Raw genomic sequence first — 23,149 nt, 5'->3', positions numbered from 1 at the left:
TCCGGGGCGGCTCGAAGAGCCGAACCCGAAATCTCGAGATTCTCAGGTGCGCAATTGCGCACCGGAGTTTACTCTTCGCGTGCCCCGGAATGACGGAGTGTCAGAACGTCAGCGCCTTGGCCTGCTTGACCTGCGGCAGCGCCTGCACCTTGGCGAGCACGTCGGCCGGCACCGCGCCGTCGACCTCGACCAGCGCGATGGCGTCGCCGCCCAGCTTGACGCGGCCGAGATGGAAGGTCGCGATGTTGAGCTTGGCGGCGCCAAGCAGGCTCGCGAACGCGCCGATGAAGCCGGGCTTGTCCTCGTTGGTCACGTAGATCATCGACTTGCCGAACTCGGCGTCGACGCGGATGCCCTTGACGTCGACGAGGCGCGGCTTGCCGTCATGATACACGGTGCCGGAGACCGAGCGCTCCTGGCGCTCGGTCGCCACCGTGACGGTGATCAGGCTCTCATAGTCGCTCTGGGCGGCGCGCACGATCTCGTCCACCACCATGCCGCGCTCCTTGGCGACCACGGGCGCGGACACCACGTTGACCTCGCCCAGCATCGGCCGCAGCAGGCCCGACAGCACGGCGGAGGTGATCGCCTTGATCTTCATCTCGGCAACATGGCCCTCATAGGTGATCTCGACCTTGAGGATGCCGCTCTCGGTGAGCTGGCCGGCGAACGAGCCGAGCTTCTCGGCGAGCGCGATGAACGGCTTCAGCTTCGGCGCTTCTTCCGCCGTGATCGAGGGGAAGTTGACCGCGTTCGAGATGGCGCCGGTGAGCAGATAGTCCGACATCTGCTCGGCGACCTGGAGCGCGACGTTCTCCTGCGCTTCGGTGGTGGAGGCGCCGAGATGCGGCGTGCAGATCACGTTGGGATGGCCGAACAGCACGTTGGTATTCGCGGGCTCCTCGACGAAGACGTCGAAGGCGGCGCCCGCGATGTGCTTGGAATTCAGCGCATCAACCACCGCCTGCTCGTCGACGAGACCGCCGCGGGCGCAGTTGATCAGGCGCACGCCCTTCTTCATCTTGGCGATCGCGGCAGCATCGATGATGTTCTTGGTCTTCTCGGTCAGCGGGGTGTGCAGCGTGATGAAGTCGGCGCGCTTGAGGAGGTCGTCGAGATCGACCTTCTCGACGCCGATGTCCTTGGCGCGCTCCGGCGACAGGAACGGATCGAACGCGACCACCTTCATGCGCAGGCCGAGCGCGCGGTCCGCGACGATCGAGCCGATATTGCCGCAGCCGACCACCCCTAACACCTTGCCGGTGATCTCGACGCCCATGAAGCGGTTCTTCTCCCACTTGCCGGCCTGGGTCGAGGCGTCGGCCTGCGGGATCTCGCGGGCGAGCGCGAGCATCAGGGTGATGGCGTGCTCGGCGGTCGTGATCGAATTGCCGAACGGCGTGTTCATCACGATGATGCCCTTGGCCGTGGCGGCGGGGATCTCGACGTTGTCGACGCCGATGCCGGCGCGGCCGATCACCTTGAGGTTGGTTGCCTTCTCGAGGATCTTGGCGGTCGCCTTGGTCGCGGAGCGGATCGCGAGGCCGTCGTAATTGCCGATGATCTCGGCGAGCTTGTCCTTGTCCTTGCCGAGATTGGGCTGGAAGTCGACCTCGATGCCGCGATCCTTGAAGATCTGCACGGCGGCGGGCGAGAGCGCGTCGGAAATGAGAACTTTGGGTTTGGTCATGGGAATGATCCTCTACCTTCCTCGCAAAGAGGGGCGGCCTTCGGGAGCAGGGTGATGCTGTTTCTTCTCCCTCTCCCCGTTCTTACGGGGAGAGTTGGGGTGAGGGGCAGCCACAGGCGAAGGTACTCGCGGAGAGAGCCCCTCACCCGGATTGCTGCGCAATCCGGCCTCTCCCCGTAAGGACGGGGAGAGGCTAAGAGCTCACGCCGCCTTGGCGAGCTGCGCCTTGGTCTCAGCGAAGGCCCAGTCGATCCACTGGGTCAGGAGCTCGACGTCCCTGGCCTCGACAGTGGCGCCGCACCAGATGCGCAAGCCGGCCGGTGCATCGCGATAGTAGGCGAAGTCGTAGCCGGCGCCTTCCTTCTCGACCAGCGCGACCAGCTTCTTGGAGAACTCGGCCTGCGCATCGTCCGAGAGCGCGGTGAGCGCGGGATCGATGAACTTCAGGCACACCGAGGTGTTGGAGCGGATCGAAGCGTCCTTGGCCAGGAAGTCGATCCAGGGCGTCCTCGCCTTCCAGTCGGCCAGCACCTTGGTGTTGGCGTCGGCGCGCGCGATCAGCGCCTTGAGGCCACCGATCGACTTGGCCCAGTTCAGCGCGTCGAGATAGTCCTCGACACAGAGCATCGACGGCGTGTTGATTGTCTCGCCGACGAAGATGCCTTCGTTGATCTTGCCGCCCTTGGTCATGCGGAAGATCTTCGGCAGCGGCCAGGCCGGCTTGTAGGTCTCGAGCCGCTCCACCGCGCGGGGCGACAGGATCAGCATGCCGTGCGCGGCTTCGCCGCCGAGCGCCTTCTGCCAGGAGAAGGTGACGACGTCGAGCTTGGCCCAGTCGAGGGCCTGCGCGAACGCCGCCGAGGTGGCGTCGCAAATGGTCAGGCCTTCGCGGGTCGCGCTGATCCAGTCGGCGTTCGGGACGCGCACGCCTGAGGTGGTGCCGTTCCAGGTGAAGACGACGTCCGACTTCGGATCGACCTTGGAGAGATCGGGGATTTCACCATAGGCCGCATTGAGCTTGGTGACGTCCTTGAGCTTCAATTCCTTGACGATGTCGCTGACCCAGCCTTCGCCGAAGGATTCCCAGGCGAGCGTGGTGACGGGCCGCGCACCAAGCAGCGACCACAGCGCCATCTCGACCGCGCCGGTATCGGAGGCCGGCACGATGCCGATGCGATAATCGGCCGGCACTTCAAGCACTTCGCGCGTCAGATCGATCGCGAGCTTGAGCTTGGTCTTGCCGACCTTCGCGCGATGCGAACGGCCGAGCGCTGCGTCCTTGAGATTTTGGGCATTCCAGCCGGGGCGCTTGGCGCAGGGGCCGGAGGAGAAATGCGGCACGTTGGGCCGCGAAGCGGGCTTCGCTACAGTCATATTCTACCCTTCCAGATAGTAAGCCTCCCGTTGGGGGGAGGTGTCCCGCCGCGGCTGATACGGGAAACGGGAAGAGTCGTCAAGGAAGTTCCGGCACCTCACGCGCGAGTGATGGCACTTCCGGCGCGATATCGGGGGATTCAACCCTGGCGAGCGCGTTCAGCAAGTCCGTGGCCTCGCTGATCAATTGCGCGGCTTTGCGTCGGCTGCCGACCTTCAAAATGCATTTGTCATTGGCCTGCACAACATAGTCGTTGCCGACCTTGATCATCGAATAGCTTGTCATCGAAATCCCCGAACCGACCGAGCTCGGTGTCTGACGCTGCCGTAGCACCGTTCGTTCCCGGCTCAACGTGAACGACGGCTGGGTAGTTTACCGGCTCTTAACATGAACGAATGCGCGATCCGAATTCGCTGATTACGCAAGGCGCGCGACCGGAGCCCCATTCCGATACAATCGGAATGGGGCTCTTGATTTTTGTGTTGACGCGTTTTCTTTACGCGAACCGGTATCCACTTCGCTCGAAAACGCTCTTACTGCCTCAAAAGCGGACAGTCATGCCGACATGACTCGCCGTGAACCCGAGCCGCTTGTAGAAGCGCTGCGCGTCCACTCGCGTCTGATGCGTCAACAGCTCGACCAGGTTACAGCCACGCGCTTTCGCTTCCGCGATGGCCCATTGCACCAATTGCTCGCCGATGCCGCGGCTGCGACAATCGGCGGCAACGCGCACGTCTTCGAGCAGACCGCGGATGCCGCCTTGCGAGCTGATGCCTGCCAGAACAGCAAGTTGCAGGCAGCCGACCACCCTGCCCTCGCTCTCGGCAACCACCAGCATGAGATTTGGATCGCGCTCGACCCGCGCGAACGCCTCGTAATAGGCGGCAGGCAGCGGCTCCTCCACGCGCTCGCGGCCGCGCCCGAGATGATCGTCGGCGAGCATCGCCACGATCGCAGCGACGTCCTCGCGGCGCGCGCGACGAATGGAGACGGATTTGGCGTTCATACGGAAACTCCAGGACTCAGCGCGCCGGCGGCAGGCCGAGAAAGGTCTCGACTTCGCCGATCCAGCGGCGGACCGCCGCGTAGCGAGCAAGATCGAAGCCGCCCTCATGCGCGACGCGCGTATAAGCGAGCAGCGAGACGTCGGCGAGCGAAACCGCTTCGCCGGCGAAGAAGCGGCTGCCGGAGAGATGCTGCTCCATGCGGTCGAGCGCCGCATAGCCGCGCTTGACCTTTTCGGGATCGAGCTCGGAGGCGTCCTTGCCGAGGTAGACGAGCTGAAAGCGGCACACCGCGATATAGGGCTCGTGGCTGTACTGCTCCCAGAACAGCCATTCATCCATCTTGGCAGCAGTAAAGGCGTCGCGCGGGATCAGCGCGCTGTCGCGGGCGAGATAGCGGATGATGGCATTGGATTGCGCCAGCGTGCGGCCGTCGTCGAACGCAACGGTCGGCACCTGGCCGGCACCGTTCATCGCCAGAAATTGCGGCGTACGCGTCTCGCCCTTGCGGGTGTCGATGTCGATCCAGTCGTAGGGCAATGCGAGCTTGTCGCAGACCCACTTCACCTTGAGACAATTGCCGGAGTTGGTATCGCCGTAGATCTTCATCGCTGCCGCCCCGCTTCGGAGCGACAGAGCATCAGGACGGAGGGAATCTGTCAACCGCGCTGCGGCGATGCAGCGTCAGAACTTGTAGCCGAGTCCGACGCGCGCATTGTTCAGCGTCACCGAGGTGTTCATGACCGGCGAGAATTTCACGTATTCGTATTCCACGCGCGCGAACAGACCGTCCCAGATGCAGTATTCGACGCCGAGGCCGGCGGTCCAGCCCACCGCGAATGCGTTGGTTCGACGCTGAGTCTGCGACTGAGACTGAGCCGGAACGGCCTGCGGCGCTCCGAAGGTGGTCGTGGTCAACGTGGCGCCGCCGACGACAATCGTATTCGTCACATCCTGACGCAAATCCACAATGCTCGTCACCGAGCGGGACACGTCCATTCGGCCGACCGCAGCGCCCATGAAGGCATACGGCATGAAATCGCCGCCGTCCCAACCCACCCGGCCCCGGAGCGTGATCATGTCCTTGACTTTCGCCGCGGCAGTGCCGGTCAGCGTCACGTCATAATTGTCGGTGACGTTCGCAGCGTGCGCGTCGCCGGGCGGGTTGACGATCGTGAGCGAGTTGGTGCCCGACGTGAGCGTCGAGAGGTTGTTGAAGTAGCTGTAGGTGCCCTCAAGACCGAGAATGGCATCGTACCATTGCCAGTTGCGGCCGACGAAGGCGCCGAAATTTGTGCTCTGCGTGTTGGTCTTGTTCATCAGCGACCAATTCGCGGTCGGCTGCTGCAGCACGCTGTCGCGGAAAATGAAATTGGTCAGGCCGACGACGCTCTGGCTGAAATCGGTCGCGTCGGCCGTGTAGCCGCCATTGACGCCGACATAGGCGCCATCCCAACGATGGGACGTCTTGGACAGACCGTCGGTGAAGCCGCCGCGCAGGACGGGCAGATCCGGCATGTCGGCCGCGTGTGCGGCGGATACAGATCCGAACACCGCCGCCACCAACCAAAGCCTACGCATTGCAACGCTCCAAATCGAACTCGAACTTTCGCCATGATCATGGCTCGTTAACCTTAACCAATGGTTGCGCCGGAGCCCTTCGTCGCCGCGAGCAATGAAAAATACGCAAAGCAAAACGGCGCGGGATGATCCCGCGCCGTTAAGAAGTCCTAACCGATGAGGCTGACGATCAGCCCTTGGTGACGAGCGGCGGCGGCACGTAGGCCGGCGGGCTGTTGAGATCCCAGCGCACGCCGAGCTTGAGGTCGTGCGAGGTGAGCTCCTTGAGCTTGATCGAGGTCGGGCCCGAAGCGCTGTTGTCGAACAAGCGGAAGTTGCCGGGCGCCGCGTCGCCGAGGTTCATGTAGCTGTAGGCCAGTTCGACGGTGAACCCGGGATTGACCTTGTAGGCGAGACCGGCGTGGGCGGCCCAGGCGAAGTTCCACTTTCCGCTGTCGGCGAAGTAGGCAACGCTGGCGCTCGGGGTCGGGGTCAGTGCGGCGAGATAGGCAATGCCGTCGTCGCGGAAGCCGCTGATCTTGTTGTAGGAGCCGCCGACACCGGCGCCGATGAACGGGGTGATGCACCACCAGGTGCCGAGATCGACATAGGCGTTGGCCATGACGACCCACTCGGACTTGCTGCCGCTGTAGTTGTCGGAACCGACGAAGCCGGGCCCAATGACGTTGTCCGCACCATGCAGGTTGGCCTTGCCCCGGTACTGGCCGATCACGTCCGCACGAAACCAGTTGTTGAAGCGATAGCCGACGCCGAGGTCGAACAGCGGGGACGAGTCGAAGCCGAGTCCCTCCGTCGTCTTCGTAAACCCGGGCGCTACGGTGGCCTCGATGCTCTTGGCGCGCTGGTTGGTCATGCCGATGTCACCGCGCAGATACCAGCCGCCGAAGTCGGCGGGCGGAGCCGGCGGCGCGTACATGGGAGGGGGCGCCGCGATCGGCATATCGGCGGCGAACGCCATCGACGAGATCAGGGATGCCGCACCCGCGGCAAGGAGAGACTTAACGCTACGCATTGGCTTCGTCCTTATGGCCGGTGAGGCAAAATGCAGACGCCTCACGTTCTGGAAACTCACGGCCCGGACGATGGCAGCAAATGTTTAAGCGCCACTTAACCCTAATTTTTAAGGTTGATTTTTTCTGACTGTACACGCGGATGCGGCGGAAGCGTTGCAAAAATGCAGCGCCCTTTGTCCTCATTTGCTAACGATGTATGAAGCCGCGTTGCTGCAAAAAAGGATCTGTTAACGCGCGTGCCGCGGCAGTTTTGGCAGGAACACGGCGAGCAGCCCGATCGCCGGGAGGTAAGCGCAGACCTGATAGACGAACTCGATCGAGGTGTGGTCGGCGAGCTTGCCGAGCACGGCCGCGCCGAGGCCTCCGATGCCGAAGGCGACGCCGAAGAACACGCCGGAGATCATGCCGAAGCGGTGCGGCACCAGTTCCTGCGCGAACACGATGATCGACGACGTCGTCGACGAGATGATCAGGCCGATGATGACGCTGAGCACCGCGCTGGCGTGGAGCCCGGCATAAGGCAGCGCCAGCGTGAACGGCAGCGCGCCCAGAATCGAGATCCAGATCACGATCTTGCGCCCGAAGCGATCCCCGAGCGGACCACCGAGAAACGCGCCGACCGCGTTCGCGGCAAGGAAGACGAAGAGATAGATCTGCGCGGCCTGCGTCGACACGCCGAAGCGGTCGATCAGATAGAAGATGTAGTAGCTCGACAGGCTCGAGACGTAGAGCTGCTTCGAGAACAGCAGGGCCACCAGCACGAGCAGCGCGACCGCGACGCGGCGCGAACTCGGCGCGTCAGGATGGGCTTGAACCGCCGCCGTCTTCTTCGCCTTGATCTGCGGCGCGTACCAGCGGCCGATGCGCCAGAGAACGACGATGGCAAGGAACGCGATCGAGGAGAACCAGGCGATGCTGCCCTGCCCGAACGGCACCACGATCAGCGCCGCCAGCACCGGGCCCATCGACGTGCCGAAGCTGCCGCCGAGCTGGAACACCGATTGCGCGAAGCCGTAGCGGCCGCCGGAGGCGAGCCGCGCGATGCGCGCGGATTCCGGATGAAACACCGCCGAGCCGAGACCGACCAGCGCAGCGGCGACGAGGATGACGAGATATTGGTGCGCGGCGCTGAGCAGCAAGAGACCGAAGAAGGTCGAGGCCATGCCGATCGCCAGCGAATAAGGCTGCGCCTTCTTGTCGGTGTAGTGCCCGACCACCGGCTGAAGCAGCGAGGCCGTGAACTGGAAGGCCAGCGTGATCATGCCGATCTGCGCGAAGTCGAGCGCGTAGGTGTCCTTCAGGATCGGGTACACCGAGGCGATCAGCGACTGCATGGTGTCGTTGAGGAAGTGCGAGAAGCTGATGCCGGCGAGCACGACATAGGCCGGCCCCGCAGCCCTGGCGGCAGCGGGCGCCACGTCGCTGACGACGACGGGCTCGGTCAGCGTTTCCGCAGGTACGACGACTGGCTTGTTCAACGGACCAATCCCAGGAGGCGCGGCGAACCGCCGCATCCGCTAGTTACGATGCAAGCGGCGGTGGAACCACCGCCAAACGTCGATAGCTGGGATGCGCTCGTCTGCCCCTCTCCCCTTGTGGGAGAGGGTGGATCGCCGCGCAGCGGCGAGACGGGTGAGGGGTCTGCCTCCGCGAGTCGATCTAGCAGCTGTGGTCAGGGATAGAACCCCTCATCCGGCGCTTCGCGCCACCTTCTCCCACAAGGGGAGAAGGAAGAGCTCAGGCCGCCGCCTGTCCGAGCGCCGAGACGATCGTGTCGACGACGTCCTCGACCAGGATGCGGTCCTCGCCTTCGCCCATGACGCGGATCACGGGCTCGGTGCCGGAGGAGCGGATCAGCAGGCGGCCATGGCCGTTGAGGCGCTTCTCGCCGTCGGAGATCGCCGATTTGACGTCGGAATCGTCGAGCGGCTTGCCGCCTTTGTGCCGGACGTTCTTGAGGATCTGCGGCAGCGGATCGAAGCGGTGGCAGACTTCCGACACCGGCCGGCGCGACTTCTGCACCACGGCCAGCACCTGCAAGGCGGCAACGAAGCCGTCGCCGGTGGTGGCGTAGTCGGACAGGATGATGTGGCCGGACTGCTCGCCACCGAGATTGTAGCCGCCGCTCAGCATCTGCTCGAGCACGTAGCGGTCGCCGACCGGCGTGCGCACGAGATCGAGCCCCTGCCCTTTCAGGAAGCGCTCGAGCCCGAGATTGGACATCACGGTGGCGACGATGCCCGGCCGCGACAGCCGGCCGTCTTCCTTCCAGCTCTGCGCGATCACCGCGAGCAGCTGGTCGCCGTCGACGACATGGCCGCGCTCGTCGACCAGGATGACGCGATCGGCGTCACCGTCCAGCGCAATGCCGATGTCGGCGCGCATCTCGCGCACCTTCTTCGACAGCGCTTCCGGCGAAGTCGAGCCGCAATCCTTGTTGATGTTGAAGCCATCGGGCTCGACGCCGATCGGCACCACGTCGGCGCCCAGCTCCCACAGCGCTTCCGGCACCACCTTGTAGGCGGCGCCGTTGGCGCAATCGACGACGACGCGCAGCCCGTCGAGCGACAGATCGCGCGGCAGCGTGCGCTTGGCGAATTCGATGTAGCGGTCATGCACGCCGTCGATACGGCGGGCGCGGCCGAGGCTCGCGCTCTGCGCCAGCCGCTTGTCGATGGGCTCGTCGAGCAGCTGCTCGATCTGCTTCTCGACGTCGTCGGAGAGCTTGAAGCCCTGCGGACCGAACAGCTTGATGCCGTTGTCCTCGAACAAATTGTGCGAGGCCGAGATCATCACGCCGAGATCGGCGCGCATCGACTTGGTCAGCATCGCAACCGCCGGCGTCGGCATCGGGCCGACCAGCAGCACGTCCATGCCGACCGAGGTGAAGCCGGCGACCATCGCATATTCGATCATGTAGCCGGACAGGCGGGTGTCCTTGCCGATCACGACCCGATGGCGGTGGTCACCGCGCTGAAACGCAAGGCCCGCGGCCTGGCCGACCTTGAGCGCGAGCTCCGGCGTGATCAGTCCGTTGGCGCGGCCCCTAATCCCGTCCGTCCCGAAATATTTGCGGCTCATATCGTCCCCCACGCAACAACCAGGGAATCCCCTCTACAACCACGGAGTGCCCGAACGGGCCCCGCATCCCTGATTTGCTGAGGTCTTATAAGGCCATCACGGCTAACTTGGCTTCAAAAAATGTGATTAATCATTACGGAATAGGGGCCGCCTTCGGCCCGCTAACTAATTGTTAACACTATATTTCCCGTTAGGGAACCGAAATGGGGCGGAACCCGCCCCTATTTGGAGCGCTTCACATGGCCGTCGCCGCGGCTCGGCGCCGGCTGGGTGACGTTGACGGGATCCGAGCCCGGGAAGGTCTCTTCGAGGCCCTCCTCCAGGGCGTCCTCGAGATCCTTTTTCTCCTTGATCTCTTCCGGTGTCGGTGCGGCGTGCGGTCTCGTCATGGCACCCTCCTCTCAAACGATTTGGCTGTGCATCCAACCATGCTAGATGACCCCTCGATCTTCCGATGCAAGACTTTCGGATACGAGACGGGCCCGGGGACACGTTCATGAAGCACATCACCTGTATCGACGATCTTCGCGCGCTGCATAAGCGCCGCGTGCCGAAGGCGTTCTTCGATTATTGCGACCGCGGCTCCTATGCCGAGGAAACGCTGCGCGCCAACCGCGAGGACATGCAGGCGATCAAGTTCCGCCAGCGCATCCTGGTCGACGTCTCCAAGCGCGACACCTCGACCACGATCCTCGGCGAGACCTCGACCATGCCGCTGGTGCTCGCGCCCGTGGGCCTGCTGGGCATGCAGCATGGCGACGGCGAGATCCACGCCTGCCGCGCCGCACAGGCCGCCGGCATCCCGTTCACGCAGTCGACGATGTCGATCTGCTCGATCGAGGACATCGCCGCCAGTGTCGAGAAGCCGTTCTGGTTCCAGCTCTACGTGATGAAGGACCGCGGCTTCATCAAGGCGCTGATCGAACGCGCGATCGCGGCGAAATGCTCGGCGCTGGTGCTGACCGTCGATCTCCAGGTGATCGGCCAGCGCCACCAGGACATCAAGAACGGCATGACCGTGCCGCCGGAATGGTCGCTCTCGAAGCTGATCGATTTCGCCACCAAGCCGGCCTGGGTGTCGGGTGTGTTGCAGGGCAAGCGCCGCACCTTCGGCAATCTCGCCGGCCACCTGAAGGTCAGCGACGACATCACGTCGCTGTCGACCTGGATCAACTCGCAGTTCGACACCTCGCTGAACTGGAACGACATCGATTGGATCCGCAGCATCTGGCCGGGCAAGCTGGTCCTGAAGGGCATTCTCGATGTCGAGGACGCCGAACTCGCCGCGAAGACCGGCGCGCAGGCGATCGTGGTCTCCAACCATGGCGGCCGGCAGCTCGACGGCGCACCGTCCTCGATCGAGGTGCTGCCCGAGATCGTCGATGCTGTCGGTGACAGGATGGAGATCATGTTCGACGGCGGCATCCGCTCCGGCCAGGACGTGATGCGCGCGCTCGCGCTCGGCGCAAAGTCCTGCATGATCGGCCGCGCCTATGCCTATGGCTTAGGGGCCGGCGGCCAGGCCGGCGTCGCCAAGGCGATCGACATCATCCAGAAGGAACTGCTGACGACCATGGGCCTGTGCGGCGTCAACAGGATCGAGGAGATCGACGATCACATCATCGCGGTGTGACCGCAGCGTCGGTGCCGTAGGGTGGGCAAAGCGAAAGCGTGCCCACCATCCTGCAGGTCTGCGGATCGATGGTGGGCACGGCGCAGGCACACCTTTGCCCACCCTACGATTCCGAGGCGCTCGAAAGCCTCCACAATCTCGGCTGTCGTCCCGGCGCAGGCCGGGATCCATAACCACAGGCAGGCGCGGTTACGGGGACTCGGAGTGACCTGCTTCGCGCAACAACTTCATCTTGTGGTTATGGATCCCGGATCTGCGCGCGCCTAAGGGCGCGCTTGTCCGGGACGACGGAATTTGTGGCAGTAGTCGCGCCTCATATCTCGCCCCCTCACATCGGCGGCGTAATCCCGTCCCTGCCGACGTTGACGCGGTTCGCTTCCAGCGAGCCGTCCTCCTTCTTCGCCGCGCCGAAGATGATCAGCTTGGCGCCCGGCTTGATCTCGGACCTGTCGCTGGCGACGAAGCTGACGATCGGGGTATCCGGCGGCACCACGACTTTCTTCTCGCCGTCCTTGTATTTCACCGTGATGTTCTGACCGTCGGTGCCCTTCACGGTCTGCGTCACGGTGGCATTGGTCATGGTCGAGTTGGCGCGCGCGTCCCAGGGCCGAAAACCTTCGGCCGCGCCGCGCTGGTTCTCCGGGAAGATATGCACCGCGATCGCCCTCTGGGTGCCGTCGGGCTCCGGCATGGCGGTGACGCCGATATAGGAGCCTTCCTTGATCTCCGACAGCTCCGTCTTCACCACGGCGAAGACCGCGACGTTGTCGGTCATGCGCACATTCACGTCGCTGCCTTCACGCGTCTTGATGTCGAGCATGTTGCCGTCGACGTTCGCGATGGTGCCGCGGATGCGCACCGTCGGCGCCTGCTGCGCCGAGACAGAGGAAACAGCGATAAAGGTCGCGAAGGCTGCCGCGACGGCACGCGGCATCCAGGTGTTCAGCTTCGGCATGATTATCCCCTCCAGGGAGTTGCGACGGTCAAACACGGCAACCCCGTGTGACCGCCGCTATTCCCGGCCGTGACGATCACATCGGCGGCGTGAGGCCGTCGCGCCCGACGTTGACGCGGTTGGTCTCGAACGAGCCGTCCGGCAACTGCTTCATGAAGGCGATCACCTTGGCGCCGGCCTTCAGGTCGGTCTTGTCGCCGGGCACGAAGGTCACCACCGGCGTGTTGTCGGGGACGAACACCTTCTTCTCGCCGTCCTTGTACTTGACCAGCAGCGTATGGCCGTCGCTGCCGACCACGCTCTCCGACACCGTGGCGTTGGTCATGCTCGAGTTGGGCTTGAGGTCATAGGGGCGCGAGCCTTCGCCGGTGCCGCGCATGCTCTCCGGAAACACATGCACCTCGACGGCATTGTCGCCGCCGTCAGGTCCCGGCACGGTGGTGGCGCCGACGAAGGAGCCGGGCTTGATGTCGGCGAGTGAAATTTTGGTAATGCCGGACACGCGCACATCGGAGGCGATGTGGAGCTTGACGTCCTCGCCGCTGCGCGACTTGACCTGCAGGATGTCGCCGTTGACGCTCTCGATCGTGCCGCGCACCCGCGTCGGCACCGGCGCCCTTTGCGCGAAGGCATAGAGGGTGGAAGCGGCCACCATCGCGACGGCGATGAGCGGACGTGTGAAAGTTGCACGTTGAACAGACATGATGGTCTCCGATTGTCCCCACGGATAGAGAACTCCGAAGACCGCGCGCTATTCTTTCAAGACTTTGTGAGATCGGCCTCGACCAATGCGCGCAGCTCGGCCGTGACCCGCGGCCGCCGGCCGAACCACAGCTCGAAGCCGCGCACGGCCTGGTGCAGCAGCATGCCGAGACCGTCGGCGGTCCTGAGGCCGCGTGCCTTTGCTGCGGCGAGCAGCGGCGTCACCAGGGGAACATAGACGAGATCGGCGACGACGGCCGCCTGCGGCAGGCGTGCAACATCAACATCGAGTGAAGGCTGACCGCGCATGCCGAGCGAGGTCGTGTTCACGAGAAGTTTTGCACGCGGCAGCACGTCGTCGATCCCGTCCCACGTAACGGGCTGCACGTTCGGCCCGAACTGCTTCGCCAGCGTCTCGGCCCGCGCGATGGTGCGATTGGCGAGATGGATGCGTTTGATGCCGCGCTCGCGCAGGCCGAACACGACCGCGCGCGCGGAGCCGCCGGCCCCGAGCACCAGCGCCTCCTCGGCCGTGTCCCAGCCGGGCGCGCTGGCATCGAGATTGTTGATGAAGCCCTCGACGTCGGTGTTGGTCGAGCGCAGCTCGCCGTCCTCGAACCACAGCGTGTTGGCGGCGCCGACGGCCTTGGCGCGCGCATCTGGCGTCGACAGCGCCAGCACGCCCTCCTTGTGCGGGATGGTGACGTTGGCGCCGACGAAGCCGCGCAGCGACAGCCGCAGCACGAAATCGCGGAGATCCTCGGGCGGGACGGCCTCGATGACATAGCCGCCGGCGATACCGAGCGTGCGCAGCCAATAATGATGGATCAGCGGCGAGCGCGAATGCGCGGCGGGCCATCCGATCAAACAGGCTGCGGGAGCCTTGGTCACGGTCATCTTCTCCCCGGATCGTATCGGAGGCGATCCATTTCGCGTCCCGCGGGCTCTGTCAAGCGCGCGGGCACGATTCCCGCACAGCGCTTCCGCAAGGCCGTGATGCGGCGCCGGCTTGAGAAGGTGCGCGCCGTCAGGTCGCGGCCATATCATCGGCCGCGGACAGAGCCGCGCCGCCCTTGATGTCGGCGACCGCGCGCGCGATGGTCACGCGATAGCGCGCGCGGGGCGGGGTGACGCCAAGGGTGAGCAGCGCGCGGCGGACGGCGGGCGAGGCGCCGGTGATGAGCAGCCGGATGCCCCGGCGGTGGGCCTTGGCGGCGACGCGACCGAGCACGTTGGCCGCCGTCGAATCCAGGAACGGCACCGCGGCGAAATCGACCACCAAGCCCTTGCGCTTGTCGGCGATGCCGTCGAGCACGCTTCCGATCGCGGAGGCGGCGTCGAAGAGAAACGCGCCGGTGATGCGATAGACCAGCACGTCGCGATCGACCAGACAGTCTGGATTGCTTCGCTGCGCTCGCAATGACGGAGAGGAGGAGGCTGCGTGAGTCCAACTTTCGCCGTGCGCGTGGATACAGCCCCTCACCCCACCTCTCCCCGTAAGAACGGGGAGAGGGAGTGAGAGAGCGTGCTTCCCTCACTGCGCGAGAGACAGAGTCACGCCGCGTGCTGATGCGCGGCGATGATCTGGTCGGCGGCGCGGCCCGTGACTTCGGCCATGTGGTCGAACGTACGGGTGAAGCTGCCGGCGCCAGCCGTGGCCGAGCGCAGCTCGACGATCAGCTCGCCGATCTCGGCTTCCGGCATCATGGCGCGGACGCAGTCCCAACCGCTCCAGCCGTCGCGGGTGTCGAAGCCGAGGATCTGGCCGCGCCGCGCCGACAGGATCGCGTTGATCTTGGCGGTGGCATCCGTCGGGCAGACAATCTCGACCACGTGGATCGGCTCCAGCAATACCGGCTGGCATTGCGGCAGGCCTTCATTAAGTCCGACCCGCGCGGCGGTGCGGAAGGCGAGATCGGAGGAATCGACGCTGTGATAGGAGCCATCGGTCAGCGTCACCTGCACGTCGGTAACGGGGAAACCGAGCGGACCGCGCGTGAGCCCGTCGACGACACCTTCTTCCACCGCCGGGATGTAGTTGCGCGGCACCGCGCCGCCCACCACCTTCTCGGCGAATTTGAAGCCGTCGCCACGCGGCAGCGGCTTGATGTCGAGCACGACATCGCCGAACTGGCCGTGGCCGCCGGACTGCTTCTTGTGACGCCCGCGCTGGGTGATCGGCTTGCGGATGGTCTCCTGATAGCCGATCGCGGGCGGCTGCGAGGTGACCTTGACGCCGAAGCGATCGCGCAGGCGTTCGCTGGCGACGCGCAGATGCATCTCGCCCTGGCCCCACAGCACGGTGTCGTGGGTCTTTGCGTTCTGCACGACCATGAGCGAGGGATCCTCCTCATGCAGCCGCGTCAGCGCCTGGCCGAGCTTGACGTCGTCCTTGCGGTCGGTGGCCGCGACCGAGATCGCAAGCACTGCCGATGTCGGTTCTGCCGTGACCAGCGCCGCCGGCTGGGTCTTGCCGCTCGAGACCATGTCGCCGGTCTTGACCGGATCGAGCTTGGCGAGCGCGACCGTGTCGCCGGCTTCCGCCGCGGCGCGCTTGGTGTCGTAGGCACCGTTGACGGCGAGGATGCCGGAGATGCGCCCCGCGCCGCCGGAGGAGGATTGCAGCGTGGCACCGTCGTCGAGATGGCCGGCGAGCAGCCGCGTCAGCGACAGCTTTCCGCCATGCTGCGAATGCAGCGTCTTGAAGACGTAGCCAAGCGCGTCCTTGCTCTCCGGTGCGCCGAGACGCTTTGCAGTCTCCGCAACACCCGGCGCCTCGTGGCGCAGCGCCTTCATCAGGCGCAGCACGCCGTTTTCGCGCGCCGCGGCGCCGAGCAGCACCGGGCAGATCAGCCCTTCGCGCAATTCGCGGGCGAGATCGTCGAACACGGCGTCGCGCGGCGGCTGGATGTCTTCGAGCAGTTGTTCCATCAGCGCATCGTCGTGGTCGGCGAGCTTCTCCAGCATCGAGAAGCGGGCCTCCTTCTCGCGGTCGCGATCGCCGCCTGCGAGCGCGATGACCTCGGAGGCCTTGTGCTCGCGATAGATGAAAGCGCGCTCCAGCGCGAGATCGACGAAGCCCTCGATCAACTCGTCCTTCCAGATCGGGATCTGGCGCAGCACCAGCGGCACGCGCGAGGCGGGCTGGAGCGTTGCGAGCGTCTCGCGGATGCGCTTGTTGGCGCGGTCGATCTTGTTGAGGAACAGGAAACGCGGAATCTTCAGCTCCTCCAGCTCGCGCAGGATGATCTGAAGCTGGGGCAGCTTCTTCTCGTCGGCTTCGCAGACCACGACCGCGGCATCGACCGCGGGCAACGCGGCGCGCATGTCGTGGGCGAATTCGACGGAACCGGGACAGTCGAGGAAGGTGTAGCTGTCGCCCATGAAACTCGTGGTGGCGGCAGTGAGGCCGACGGTCATCTTGTGATGACGGGCCTCGGGCGTCGCGTCGCCGACGGAAGTTCCGGCATCGACGCTGCCGGCACGCGGGATTGCGCCCGTTCGTGCCAATATCGCTTCAAGAAGTGTGGTTTTACCGCTTTGGAATGGGCCCACCAGCGCAATGCACCGTGGACCTCGGGGACTTCTGACGTCTTGTCCCATTCGCCGCCTCCTTGGTGTGGAGCTCGGCCCATGATTGGGTCGGCAAACGCGGATGCTCTGCCCGTCCCCGAGATTTGGCAAGCGTCAAACGTCGCTGCGGTGCGTCCTTGTGATCGCGCCGGTGGAACGGCGCGATCACACGCATAATTGTTAACGGCCGGGGCGGAGTTCCAGGCTTTCGAGGCCGGCGGCGACGTTGAGTCCGACCTGGCCCTGCACGCTGAGCGGCTGGAGCGCGATCGAATTGTTGGAGCCGCCGACCAGCGCATTGCCACCGATACCGACGCCGACCGAAGCGCTGCCCTGCGCGCCGGCATAATTGCCGGAGAGATCGCCGGGGCCGAGCCGGTCGACCGGCGCGAACACGCCCCAGGCCAGCGTCGTCTCCTGGGTGATGCCGATGTCGAGACCGACTTTGCGGATGGTCGCGACATAGCGATCCTCCGGCAAACCGTCGGCACGCAGGACGCAGCCGAGATTGGTCACCGATCCCACGATGAAGCCAACGCTGGCACCGCCGCGGCATTCGAGCACGCCAACCCGGACCATCCGCTGCTGCTGAGCGTCGCTGTTTGCGACGGAGGCAACGAGGCTGGCGGCAGTGAGCCCGGCGAAGATGAACGAACGGCGCATGAATGTCTCCGGCGATGAATGTGATGCGAGCAGAGAGTCGCGCCTGCAAGCGAGGCGCGACGTTCTATGCCACAAGAGTCGTAGTGGTGCCAGATCACGCGTGACGATAAGCGTGCAAACAATAAAAAGGCCCGCCAGAGGCGGGCCTTTTCGATAGGTATTTGCGACAGGCTCAGCGGAGATTGCCGCAGAAGCGCTGGATGCGCTTGCAGGCGTCTTCGAGGTCCGAGGTCTTGGTCGCGTAGGAGATGCGGAACGCCGGGCCGAGGCCGAAGGCCGAACCCTGCACTACGGCGACGCCTTCGGTCTCCAGCAGCTCGGTGACGAACTGCTCGTCGTTGGAGATCACGTTGCCCGACGGCGCTTTCTTGCCGATCGTGCCGGCGCAGGACGGATAGACGTAGAACGCACCCTCGGGGCGCGGGCACTCGATGCCGTTCGCCTGGTTGAGCATGGAGACGACGAGGTCGCGGCGCTCCTTGAACACCTTGTTGTTGGCGGGGATGAAGTCCTGCGGACCGTTCAGCGCCTCCACCGAGGCCCACTGCGCGATCGAGCACGGGTTCGAGGTCGACTGCGACTGGATGGTCGCCATCGCCTTGATGAGCTGGGCAGGGCCGCCGGCATAGCCGATGCGCCAGCCGGTCATGCAATAGGCCTTCGACACGCCGTTCACGGTGAGCGTGCGGTCGTAGAGGCTGGGCTCGACCTGCGCGACCGTGGTGAACTGGAAGTCGTCATAGACGAGGTGCTCGTACATGTCGTCGGTCATCACCCACACATGCGGGTGCTTGACCAGCACGTCGGTGAGCGCCTTCAGCTCGGCCCTGGTGTAGGCAGCGCCGGTCGGGTTCGACGGCGAGCACAGGATCACCCATTTGGTCTTCGGCGTGATCGCGCGCTCGAGCGCTTCGGCCCCGAGCTTGAAGCCGGTCGCCGCGGTGCAGACCACCGGCACCGGCTCGCCGCCGGCGAGCGCCACCATCTCGGGATAGCTGACCCAGTACGGCGCCGGGATGATCACCTCGTCGCCCGGATTGATGGTCGCCATCAGCGCGTTGTAGAGCACCTGCTTGCCGCCGGTGCCGACGATGACCTGGTTCGGCTTGTTAGACGACGCCGTTCTCGCGCTGAAACTTCGCGATGATGGCTTCCTTCAGCTCGGGGATGCCGTCGACCGCGGTGTACTTGGTCTTGCCGGCTTCGATGGCGTGGATCGCCGCCAGCTTGATGTTGGCGGGCGTGTCGAAGTCGGGCTCGCCGGCACCTAAGCCGATGACGTTGCGGCCCGCCGCTTTCAGCGCGCGTGCTTTATCCGTGACCGCGATGGTCGCGGACGGCTTCACACGGTCGAGCGCAGCGGCAAGGAAGGACATCGTCATCTCCTGACAAGCGTCGTGACCCATGGGTCGTCACGACTCTGATTGTGGGAATGAAGCCACCCTAAAACGTGTGCCGCTGCGCCGCAAGAAACTTCGGCCCGATCTCGAAAAAGTTTACGGATTCCGGCGTTTCGAGGCGGGATTTCCCGCAATATTCCGTAACTTTGCCGTCCGAATCCCTCATATCCGGCAAGGCCTGTCCTCGGAGCAATTTTGCGTGTTTGCCGTCGCCAAACCAGACCGTCGTCATGCCCAGGCTTAGCCGTCCGAAGGACCCGGGCATCCACGTTCTTTCTGCCGTGCGGCGAGGCGTGGATGGCCGGGACATAGGCGAGCGAAAGCGACGCCGTCCTTCGGACGGCTATGCCCGGCCATCACGATGTGGAAGCATGGCGCCCTGAACCGATCGCCCCTCTCGCGGAGCAACGCATCCACACGTTGACGCAAGCGTGATCTGATTTGCATCGTCGCGTGGAAATGATCTTCCGTGGCGTTGCAGTGCGGTAGGGTTTTCGAGTTTTTCTATTGGCTGGCTCTTGCGGCGGATTCGCATCGGCATCATTGTTTAGCCGCGTTGCGGGGCAACAAGCGCCGCGCCTTCCCGTCCTCGGTTTAGAACTCCCAGAATGTACAAGCTCTATTCGATGCAACGCTCCGGCAACAGCTACAAGGTCCGCCTTGCGCTGGCGCTGTTGAACTTGCCTTACGAAGCGGTCGAGGTGGACATTCTGCGCGGCGAGAGCCGGACGCCGGACTTTCTGTCCAAGAACCCGTCAGGCCAGGTGCCGCTTCTCGAGGTCGACGGCAACCGTTATCTCGCCGAGTCCAACGCCATCCTCTGGTACGTCGCCGTCGGCACGCCGCTCGCGCCGGAGAACCGCATCGATCGCGCCGAGGCGCTGCAATGGATGTTCTTCGAGCAGCACGCGCTCGAGCCGAACATCGGCGCCGCCTATTTCTGGCTGTCGCTGGTCAAGGGCGGCCGCGACCTCCAGACCCATTCGCTGGAGGACTGGATGGAACGCGGCTATGGCGCGCTCCAGGTGATGGAGAACCATCTCAAGACCAACGCCTATTTTGCCGCGCGCCAGCTCACGGTCGCCGACATCGCGCTGTACGGCTACACCCATCTCGCCGACCGCTGCGATTTCGACCTTTCGACCTTCCCGGCGATCCGGGACTGGCTGAAGCGCGTCGAGGCCGCGCCCGGCTTCGTCGCGATGGACTGGCGGCCGGCCGACATCGACGACCCCGCCAGCATCGCCGCCAGCGCCTGATGGCGCGGGCCCGGGCGAATAGCGGGCATAAGGGTCGTCTTTGCCGCAATCCCGCCATTTTCGTTGCGGCAGCCGCCGCAATATTGCCGGTTGAAACTGGGAAATTCTGGAACGTCGCGGGTGATTCGCTCGCACGTTGAAGGATTTAGACCCATGATTCGGGCGTCCGGCACGGCAGGCTTTCAGGGCCAACCCGCTACCGTTTCGTCTTCCCGGCTGACCAACGCGGTCGCGGCCTCGCTCGCCGTCGCCGCGCTCTCGCTGTGCCTGATCGTCACCCTGACGGTGCTGTCGACCAAGGCGACCATGGCGATGGGCCTGCCGGTCTGATTCCCGTTTCATCCTGGACCAGCCTTCAGGGCGCCGCGTGACCCGCGCCGACCGGCATCGCGACAGGACGTCGATGAAGTCACCTGTGGTAGTCGTTGCAATCACCCTGACTGCGGCCATCCTGGTCGCGGCGTCGCTGTTGATTTTCACCGGCATGCGCAAGAGCTCGGGCACCTCGACGCTGAATGCGCCCGCGTCGCAGCAACGCGTCAGGCACGCGCACTTGGTCTAAAATCATCCGAAAGCTTTGCGCACCGCCGCAAGCCGCCCTTAAGCACTTCGCACGAATTCGCACCGCACCGGTGCAACCATCAGTCACTGTTGCCGCCTTACCTCGTTCAGGGAGGAACGAGACAGGCCCATGCGATACGGATGGCGTGCGATCTGTGGTCCGGTGCTGACAGCGGCGACCCTGCTGCTGGCGATCCTTTTCGATCGCGCCATCCCCTCGCCCGCACCGCTGCTCGTCTGCATCGTGGCGCTTGCCGGCGCGCTGTCGGGTTTCGCCTCCGCCATCACCAGCGCAGCCCTCGCCGTGACCGGCACGGTGCTGCTCCTGTTCTTCCACCGCGCCATGCCCTTGGCGACCGCGGATCTGGCGCAGCTCGGCCTCCTCGCGGTGACGACCGCCGGCACTGCCGCGATCAGCGGCCTGATGCGCGAACGGCTGCTCGGCACCTTTGCCGCCGAGCGCCAGAGCCACGCCACCGCCGCGCGGCTGTCGGCCGCGCTCGACCAGGTCGATATCGGCATCGTGCTGCTGGATGCCGAGACGCGCGCCGAATTCATCAACTGCGCGTTCCGCGATTATTTTGCGGTGCCGGACGACATCGCCGACGGCAAGCCGCCCTTCGTCGCGCTGATGTATCACGGCCGCGACACCGGCGCGTTCGAGCTGCCGGAGGACGAGCTCGCCACCTTCATCGCGCAGCGCATGGAGATGGTGCGCATCGGCGATGCCACGCCGATCAACATCGCCTTGCGCAGTGGCGAGGTGCTGCGCTTCGTCTGCGCCGCGCTGCCCGATGGCGGGCGCATGCTGAGCTACACCCCGGTAACCGACCTCGTGCGCCACACCGATGCGCCCTCGCGCGCCGACTATTACCGTTCGCTGCGTGACCCCACCGGCCGCAGGCTGATCCGGCACCTGCGCGCCGCGGAATAGCGTCACAGCACGATTGATCGACGCGCCCTTCATCACGTATGAAGGTTGCTTCATCGATCGCGGAATTTCCAGATGTCGCTCACCGTTCGCTCCGTCACCAAGCAGGACTACGATCAATGGCTGCCGCTGTGGGACGGCTACAACGCCTTCTACGGCCGTTCGGGCCCGACCGCGCTCGCGCCCGAGATCACGCGGATGACGTGGCAGCGCTTCTTCGATGCCTATGAACCCGTGCATGCGCTGGTCGCCGAAAGCGACGGCCGGCTGCTCGGGCTGACGCACTACCTGTTCCATCGCAGCACCACCGCGATCGAGCCGTCCTGCTATTTGCAGGATCTGTTCACGCTGGAGGCCGCGCGCGGCAAGGGCGTCGCCTCGGCGCTGATCCATGGCGTGTACGAGCGGGCGAAACTGGCGGGATCGCCGCGGGTCTACTGGCAGACGCACGAGACCAACGTCACGGCGCAGCGCCTGTACGACAAGGTCGCGGAGCGGTCCGGCTTCATCGTCTATCGCAAGCTGTTCTGATCCTCGCACGCAGCCTGTGGATAACTCCCGCTGTCACCTACGCGTTACATAGCGGGACTAGGCTCCACCTGCGTCTGATCAGGCCCCCCGTCACCGATCAAGCGCCCCAAAGCGGTCCCCGTCAGTCGCCGCGTCTGACAGGGGCCGCATTTTTTTGTCCGCTCTGCCGGCATGGCAGCAGCGCGGCGAGCAGCTTGCTGGCGCGGTGCACCGCGGTCACAATGTGCTGCTGCTCGTCTGACAGGATCTCCCATGGAAATTCGCAATCTCGGCGCCTCCGGCCTTCGCGTGTCTGCGGTCGGGCTCGGCTGCAACAATTTCGGCCAGCGCACCGACCTCGAGACCTCGCGCAAGGTGATCCATCGCGCGCTCGACCTCGGCATCACGCTGTTCGACACCGCCGACATCTATTCGAACATGGGCGGCTCGGAAAACGTGCTCGGCACTGTGCTGGGCGATCGCCGCAAGGACATCGTGCTGGCGACGAAATATTCCAAGCCGATGGCGGAGGACGGAACCAAGCAGGGCGCCTCGCGCCGCTACATCATGGCCGCCGTGGAAGCGAGCCTGAAGCGGCTGAAGACCGACTACATCGATCTCTACCAGCAGCACGACTATGACCCGCTGACGCCGATCGAGGAGAGCTTGCGCGCGCTCGACGATCTCGTCCGGCAGGGCAAGGTCCGCTACATCGGCAATTCGAACTTTCCGGCCTGGCGGATCGCCGAGGCCGAGTACGTCGCACGCGCGATGAATGTCAGCCGCTTCGTCTCCTGCCAGGACGAATATTCCCTGGTGGTGCGCGACATCGAGAAGGACTTGCTGCCGGCAGCAACGGAATACAAGCTCGGCCTGTTGCCGTTCTTCCCGCTCGCCAGCGGACTCCTGACCGGAAAGTACCGGAAGGGCGAGAGCGCGCCTGACGACACCCGCTTCGGCAAGGTGCCGCGGCTGCGCGACCGCTACGTCACTCCGCGCAACGAGGACATCGTCGAGAAGCTCCAGGCCTTCGCCAAGGCGCGCGGCCACAGCATGCTCGAGCTTGCCTTCTCCTGGCTCGCCGCGCGCCCGCAGGTGTCGAGCGTGATCGCCGGCGCCACCCGCGTCGAGCAGATCGAGGAAAACGTCAAGGCGATCGCGTGGAAGCTCAGCACTGATGATCTTGCCGAGATCGACACGATCACCCTGGGCTGACGT

At 64.8% G+C, this 23,149-nt stretch carries 23 protein-coding genes and 2 pseudogenes; 7 read left to right on the top strand and 18 right to left on the bottom strand.

Going from position 1 to position 23,149, the window contains the following annotated elements:
• Positions 1–100: 100 nt before the first annotated feature.
• The 10 genes from serA to ACVWW6_RS13715 all read right to left on the bottom strand — a co-directional run bounded on the left by serA (position 101) and on the right by ACVWW6_RS13715 (position 10,133).
• The gene (gene serA, locus ACVWW6_RS13760) at positions 101–1,690 is read right to left on the bottom strand and encodes a phosphoglycerate dehydrogenase (protein WP_011090136.1); all 1,590 of its coding nucleotides are present in this window, start codon (positions 1,688–1,690) and stop codon (positions 101–103) included.
• Between the two features lie 201 nt (positions 1,691–1,891).
• Positions 1,892–3,064: a phosphoserine transaminase gene (locus ACVWW6_RS13755; protein ID WP_456680869.1), complete on the bottom strand. Its 1,173-nt coding sequence runs from the start codon at positions 3,062–3,064 to the stop codon at positions 1,892–1,894.
• 79 nt (positions 3,065–3,143) lie between these two features.
• Positions 3,144–3,335, bottom strand: a complete 192-nt coding sequence (locus tag ACVWW6_RS13750) for a hypothetical protein (protein WP_456680868.1) — start codon at positions 3,333–3,335, stop codon at positions 3,144–3,146.
• A gap of 271 nt (positions 3,336–3,606) precedes the next feature.
• Complete coding sequence (locus tag ACVWW6_RS13745; RefSeq protein WP_304548372.1) at positions 3,607–4,071, bottom strand: GNAT family N-acetyltransferase; 465 nt, start codon at positions 4,069–4,071, stop codon at positions 3,607–3,609.
• 16 nt (positions 4,072–4,087) lie between these two features.
• Positions 4,088–4,678: a glutathione S-transferase family protein gene (locus tag ACVWW6_RS13740; RefSeq protein ID WP_456680867.1), complete on the bottom strand. Its 591-nt coding sequence runs from the start codon at positions 4,676–4,678 to the stop codon at positions 4,088–4,090.
• Positions 4,679–4,753: 75 nt separating this feature from the next.
• Positions 4,754–5,650: an outer membrane protein gene (locus ACVWW6_RS13735; RefSeq protein WP_011090140.1), complete on the bottom strand. Its 897-nt coding sequence runs from the start codon at positions 5,648–5,650 to the stop codon at positions 4,754–4,756.
• A 169-nt stretch (positions 5,651–5,819) separates the two neighbouring features.
• Positions 5,820–6,662, bottom strand: coding sequence for an outer membrane protein (locus ACVWW6_RS13730; RefSeq protein WP_028174704.1), 843 nt, complete (start codon positions 6,660–6,662; stop codon positions 5,820–5,822).
• Between the two features lie 228 nt (positions 6,663–6,890).
• Positions 6,891–8,141 (bottom strand): MFS transporter, encoded by a 1,251-nt coding sequence (locus tag ACVWW6_RS13725; protein WP_038965428.1) that lies wholly within the window; start codon positions 8,139–8,141, stop codon positions 6,891–6,893.
• A gap of 259 nt (positions 8,142–8,400) precedes the next feature.
• Positions 8,401–9,744, bottom strand: coding sequence for a phosphoglucosamine mutase (gene glmM, locus ACVWW6_RS13720; RefSeq protein WP_028174702.1), 1,344 nt, complete (start codon positions 9,742–9,744; stop codon positions 8,401–8,403).
• 221 nt (positions 9,745–9,965) lie between these two features.
• Entirely contained in the window at positions 9,966–10,133 is a 168-nt protein-coding gene (locus tag ACVWW6_RS13715; protein ID WP_165448176.1) for a hypothetical protein, read from the bottom strand.
• A 107-nt stretch (positions 10,134–10,240) separates the two neighbouring features.
• On the opposite strand from ACVWW6_RS13715, the gene ACVWW6_RS13710 reads away from it, so the two are divergent.
• On the top strand, positions 10,241–11,377 hold the full coding sequence (locus ACVWW6_RS13710) for an alpha-hydroxy acid oxidase (RefSeq protein ID WP_011090144.1): 1,137 nt from the start codon (positions 10,241–10,243) through the stop codon (positions 11,375–11,377).
• A 328-nt stretch (positions 11,378–11,705) separates the two neighbouring features.
• Here the strand turns inward: ACVWW6_RS13710 and ACVWW6_RS13705 are convergent, their stop codons facing one another.
• From ACVWW6_RS13705 to ACVWW6_RS13670, 8 genes and pseudogenes are all read right to left on the bottom strand, one after another.
• Positions 11,706–12,311 carry a single stranded DNA-binding domain-containing protein gene (locus ACVWW6_RS13705; protein ID WP_162185899.1) on the bottom strand — a complete coding sequence of 202 codons (606 nt, stop codon included), beginning with the start codon at positions 12,309–12,311 and terminating at the stop codon, positions 11,706–11,708.
• A gap of 97 nt (positions 12,312–12,408) precedes the next feature.
• On the bottom strand, positions 12,409–13,035 hold the full coding sequence (locus tag ACVWW6_RS13700; protein ID WP_456680866.1) for a hypothetical protein: 627 nt from the start codon (positions 13,033–13,035) through the stop codon (positions 12,409–12,411).
• A 56-nt stretch (positions 13,036–13,091) separates the two neighbouring features.
• On the bottom strand, positions 13,092–13,931 hold the full coding sequence (locus ACVWW6_RS13695; protein ID WP_456680865.1) for a shikimate dehydrogenase: 840 nt from the start codon (positions 13,929–13,931) through the stop codon (positions 13,092–13,094).
• A 130-nt stretch (positions 13,932–14,061) separates the two neighbouring features.
• A pseudogene (locus ACVWW6_RS13690) lies at positions 14,062–14,436 on the bottom strand (sodium-independent anion transporter); the annotation flags it as partial.
• 152 nt (positions 14,437–14,588) lie between these two features.
• Positions 14,589–16,637 carry an elongation factor G gene (locus ACVWW6_RS13685; RefSeq protein ID WP_011090149.1) on the bottom strand — a complete coding sequence of 683 codons (2,049 nt, stop codon included), beginning with the start codon at positions 16,635–16,637 and terminating at the stop codon, positions 14,589–14,591.
• A 150-nt stretch (positions 16,638–16,787) separates the two neighbouring features.
• Positions 16,788–17,270 carry a DUF992 domain-containing protein gene (locus ACVWW6_RS13680; protein ID WP_456680864.1) on the bottom strand — a complete coding sequence of 161 codons (483 nt, stop codon included), beginning with the start codon at positions 17,268–17,270 and terminating at the stop codon, positions 16,788–16,790.
• 172 nt (positions 17,271–17,442) lie between these two features.
• A pseudogene (locus ACVWW6_RS13675) lies at positions 17,443–18,646 on the bottom strand (pyridoxal phosphate-dependent aminotransferase).
• A gap of 67 nt (positions 18,647–18,713) precedes the next feature.
• The gene (locus tag ACVWW6_RS13670) at positions 18,714–18,902 is read right to left on the bottom strand and encodes a hypothetical protein (protein ID WP_038965400.1); all 189 of its coding nucleotides are present in this window, start codon (positions 18,900–18,902) and stop codon (positions 18,714–18,716) included.
• Between the two features lie 376 nt (positions 18,903–19,278).
• Here ACVWW6_RS13670 and ACVWW6_RS13665 point away from each other — a divergent pair, with 376 nt between their 5' ends.
• From ACVWW6_RS13665 to ACVWW6_RS13640, 6 genes are all read left to right on the top strand, one after another.
• On the top strand, positions 19,279–19,929 hold the full coding sequence (locus tag ACVWW6_RS13665) for a glutathione S-transferase family protein (protein ID WP_011090153.1): 651 nt from the start codon (positions 19,279–19,281) through the stop codon (positions 19,927–19,929).
• Between the two features lie 153 nt (positions 19,930–20,082).
• Complete coding sequence (locus ACVWW6_RS13660; protein WP_007596747.1) at positions 20,083–20,259, top strand: hypothetical protein; 177 nt, start codon at positions 20,083–20,085, stop codon at positions 20,257–20,259.
• 37 nt (positions 20,260–20,296) lie between these two features.
• Positions 20,297–20,491 carry a hypothetical protein gene (locus tag ACVWW6_RS13655; protein WP_074077493.1) on the top strand — a complete coding sequence of 65 codons (195 nt, stop codon included), beginning with the start codon at positions 20,297–20,299 and terminating at the stop codon, positions 20,489–20,491.
• 129 nt (positions 20,492–20,620) lie between these two features.
• On the top strand, positions 20,621–21,424 hold the full coding sequence (locus ACVWW6_RS13650) for a PAS-domain containing protein (RefSeq protein WP_028174692.1): 804 nt from the start codon (positions 20,621–20,623) through the stop codon (positions 21,422–21,424).
• A gap of 72 nt (positions 21,425–21,496) precedes the next feature.
• Positions 21,497–21,952, top strand: coding sequence for a GNAT family N-acetyltransferase (locus tag ACVWW6_RS13645; RefSeq protein ID WP_027548413.1), 456 nt, complete (start codon positions 21,497–21,499; stop codon positions 21,950–21,952).
• A 252-nt stretch (positions 21,953–22,204) separates the two neighbouring features.
• Positions 22,205–23,146: an aldo/keto reductase gene (locus tag ACVWW6_RS13640; protein ID WP_161536689.1), complete on the top strand. Its 942-nt coding sequence runs from the start codon at positions 22,205–22,207 to the stop codon at positions 23,144–23,146.
• Positions 23,147–23,149: the final 3 nt, after the last annotated feature.

It is taken from the genome of Bradyrhizobium sp. USDA 3311 (assembly GCF_054062495.1).
Note: the sequence above shows the minus strand (reverse complement) of the source record. Positions and strands in the feature narration are given on the sequence as shown.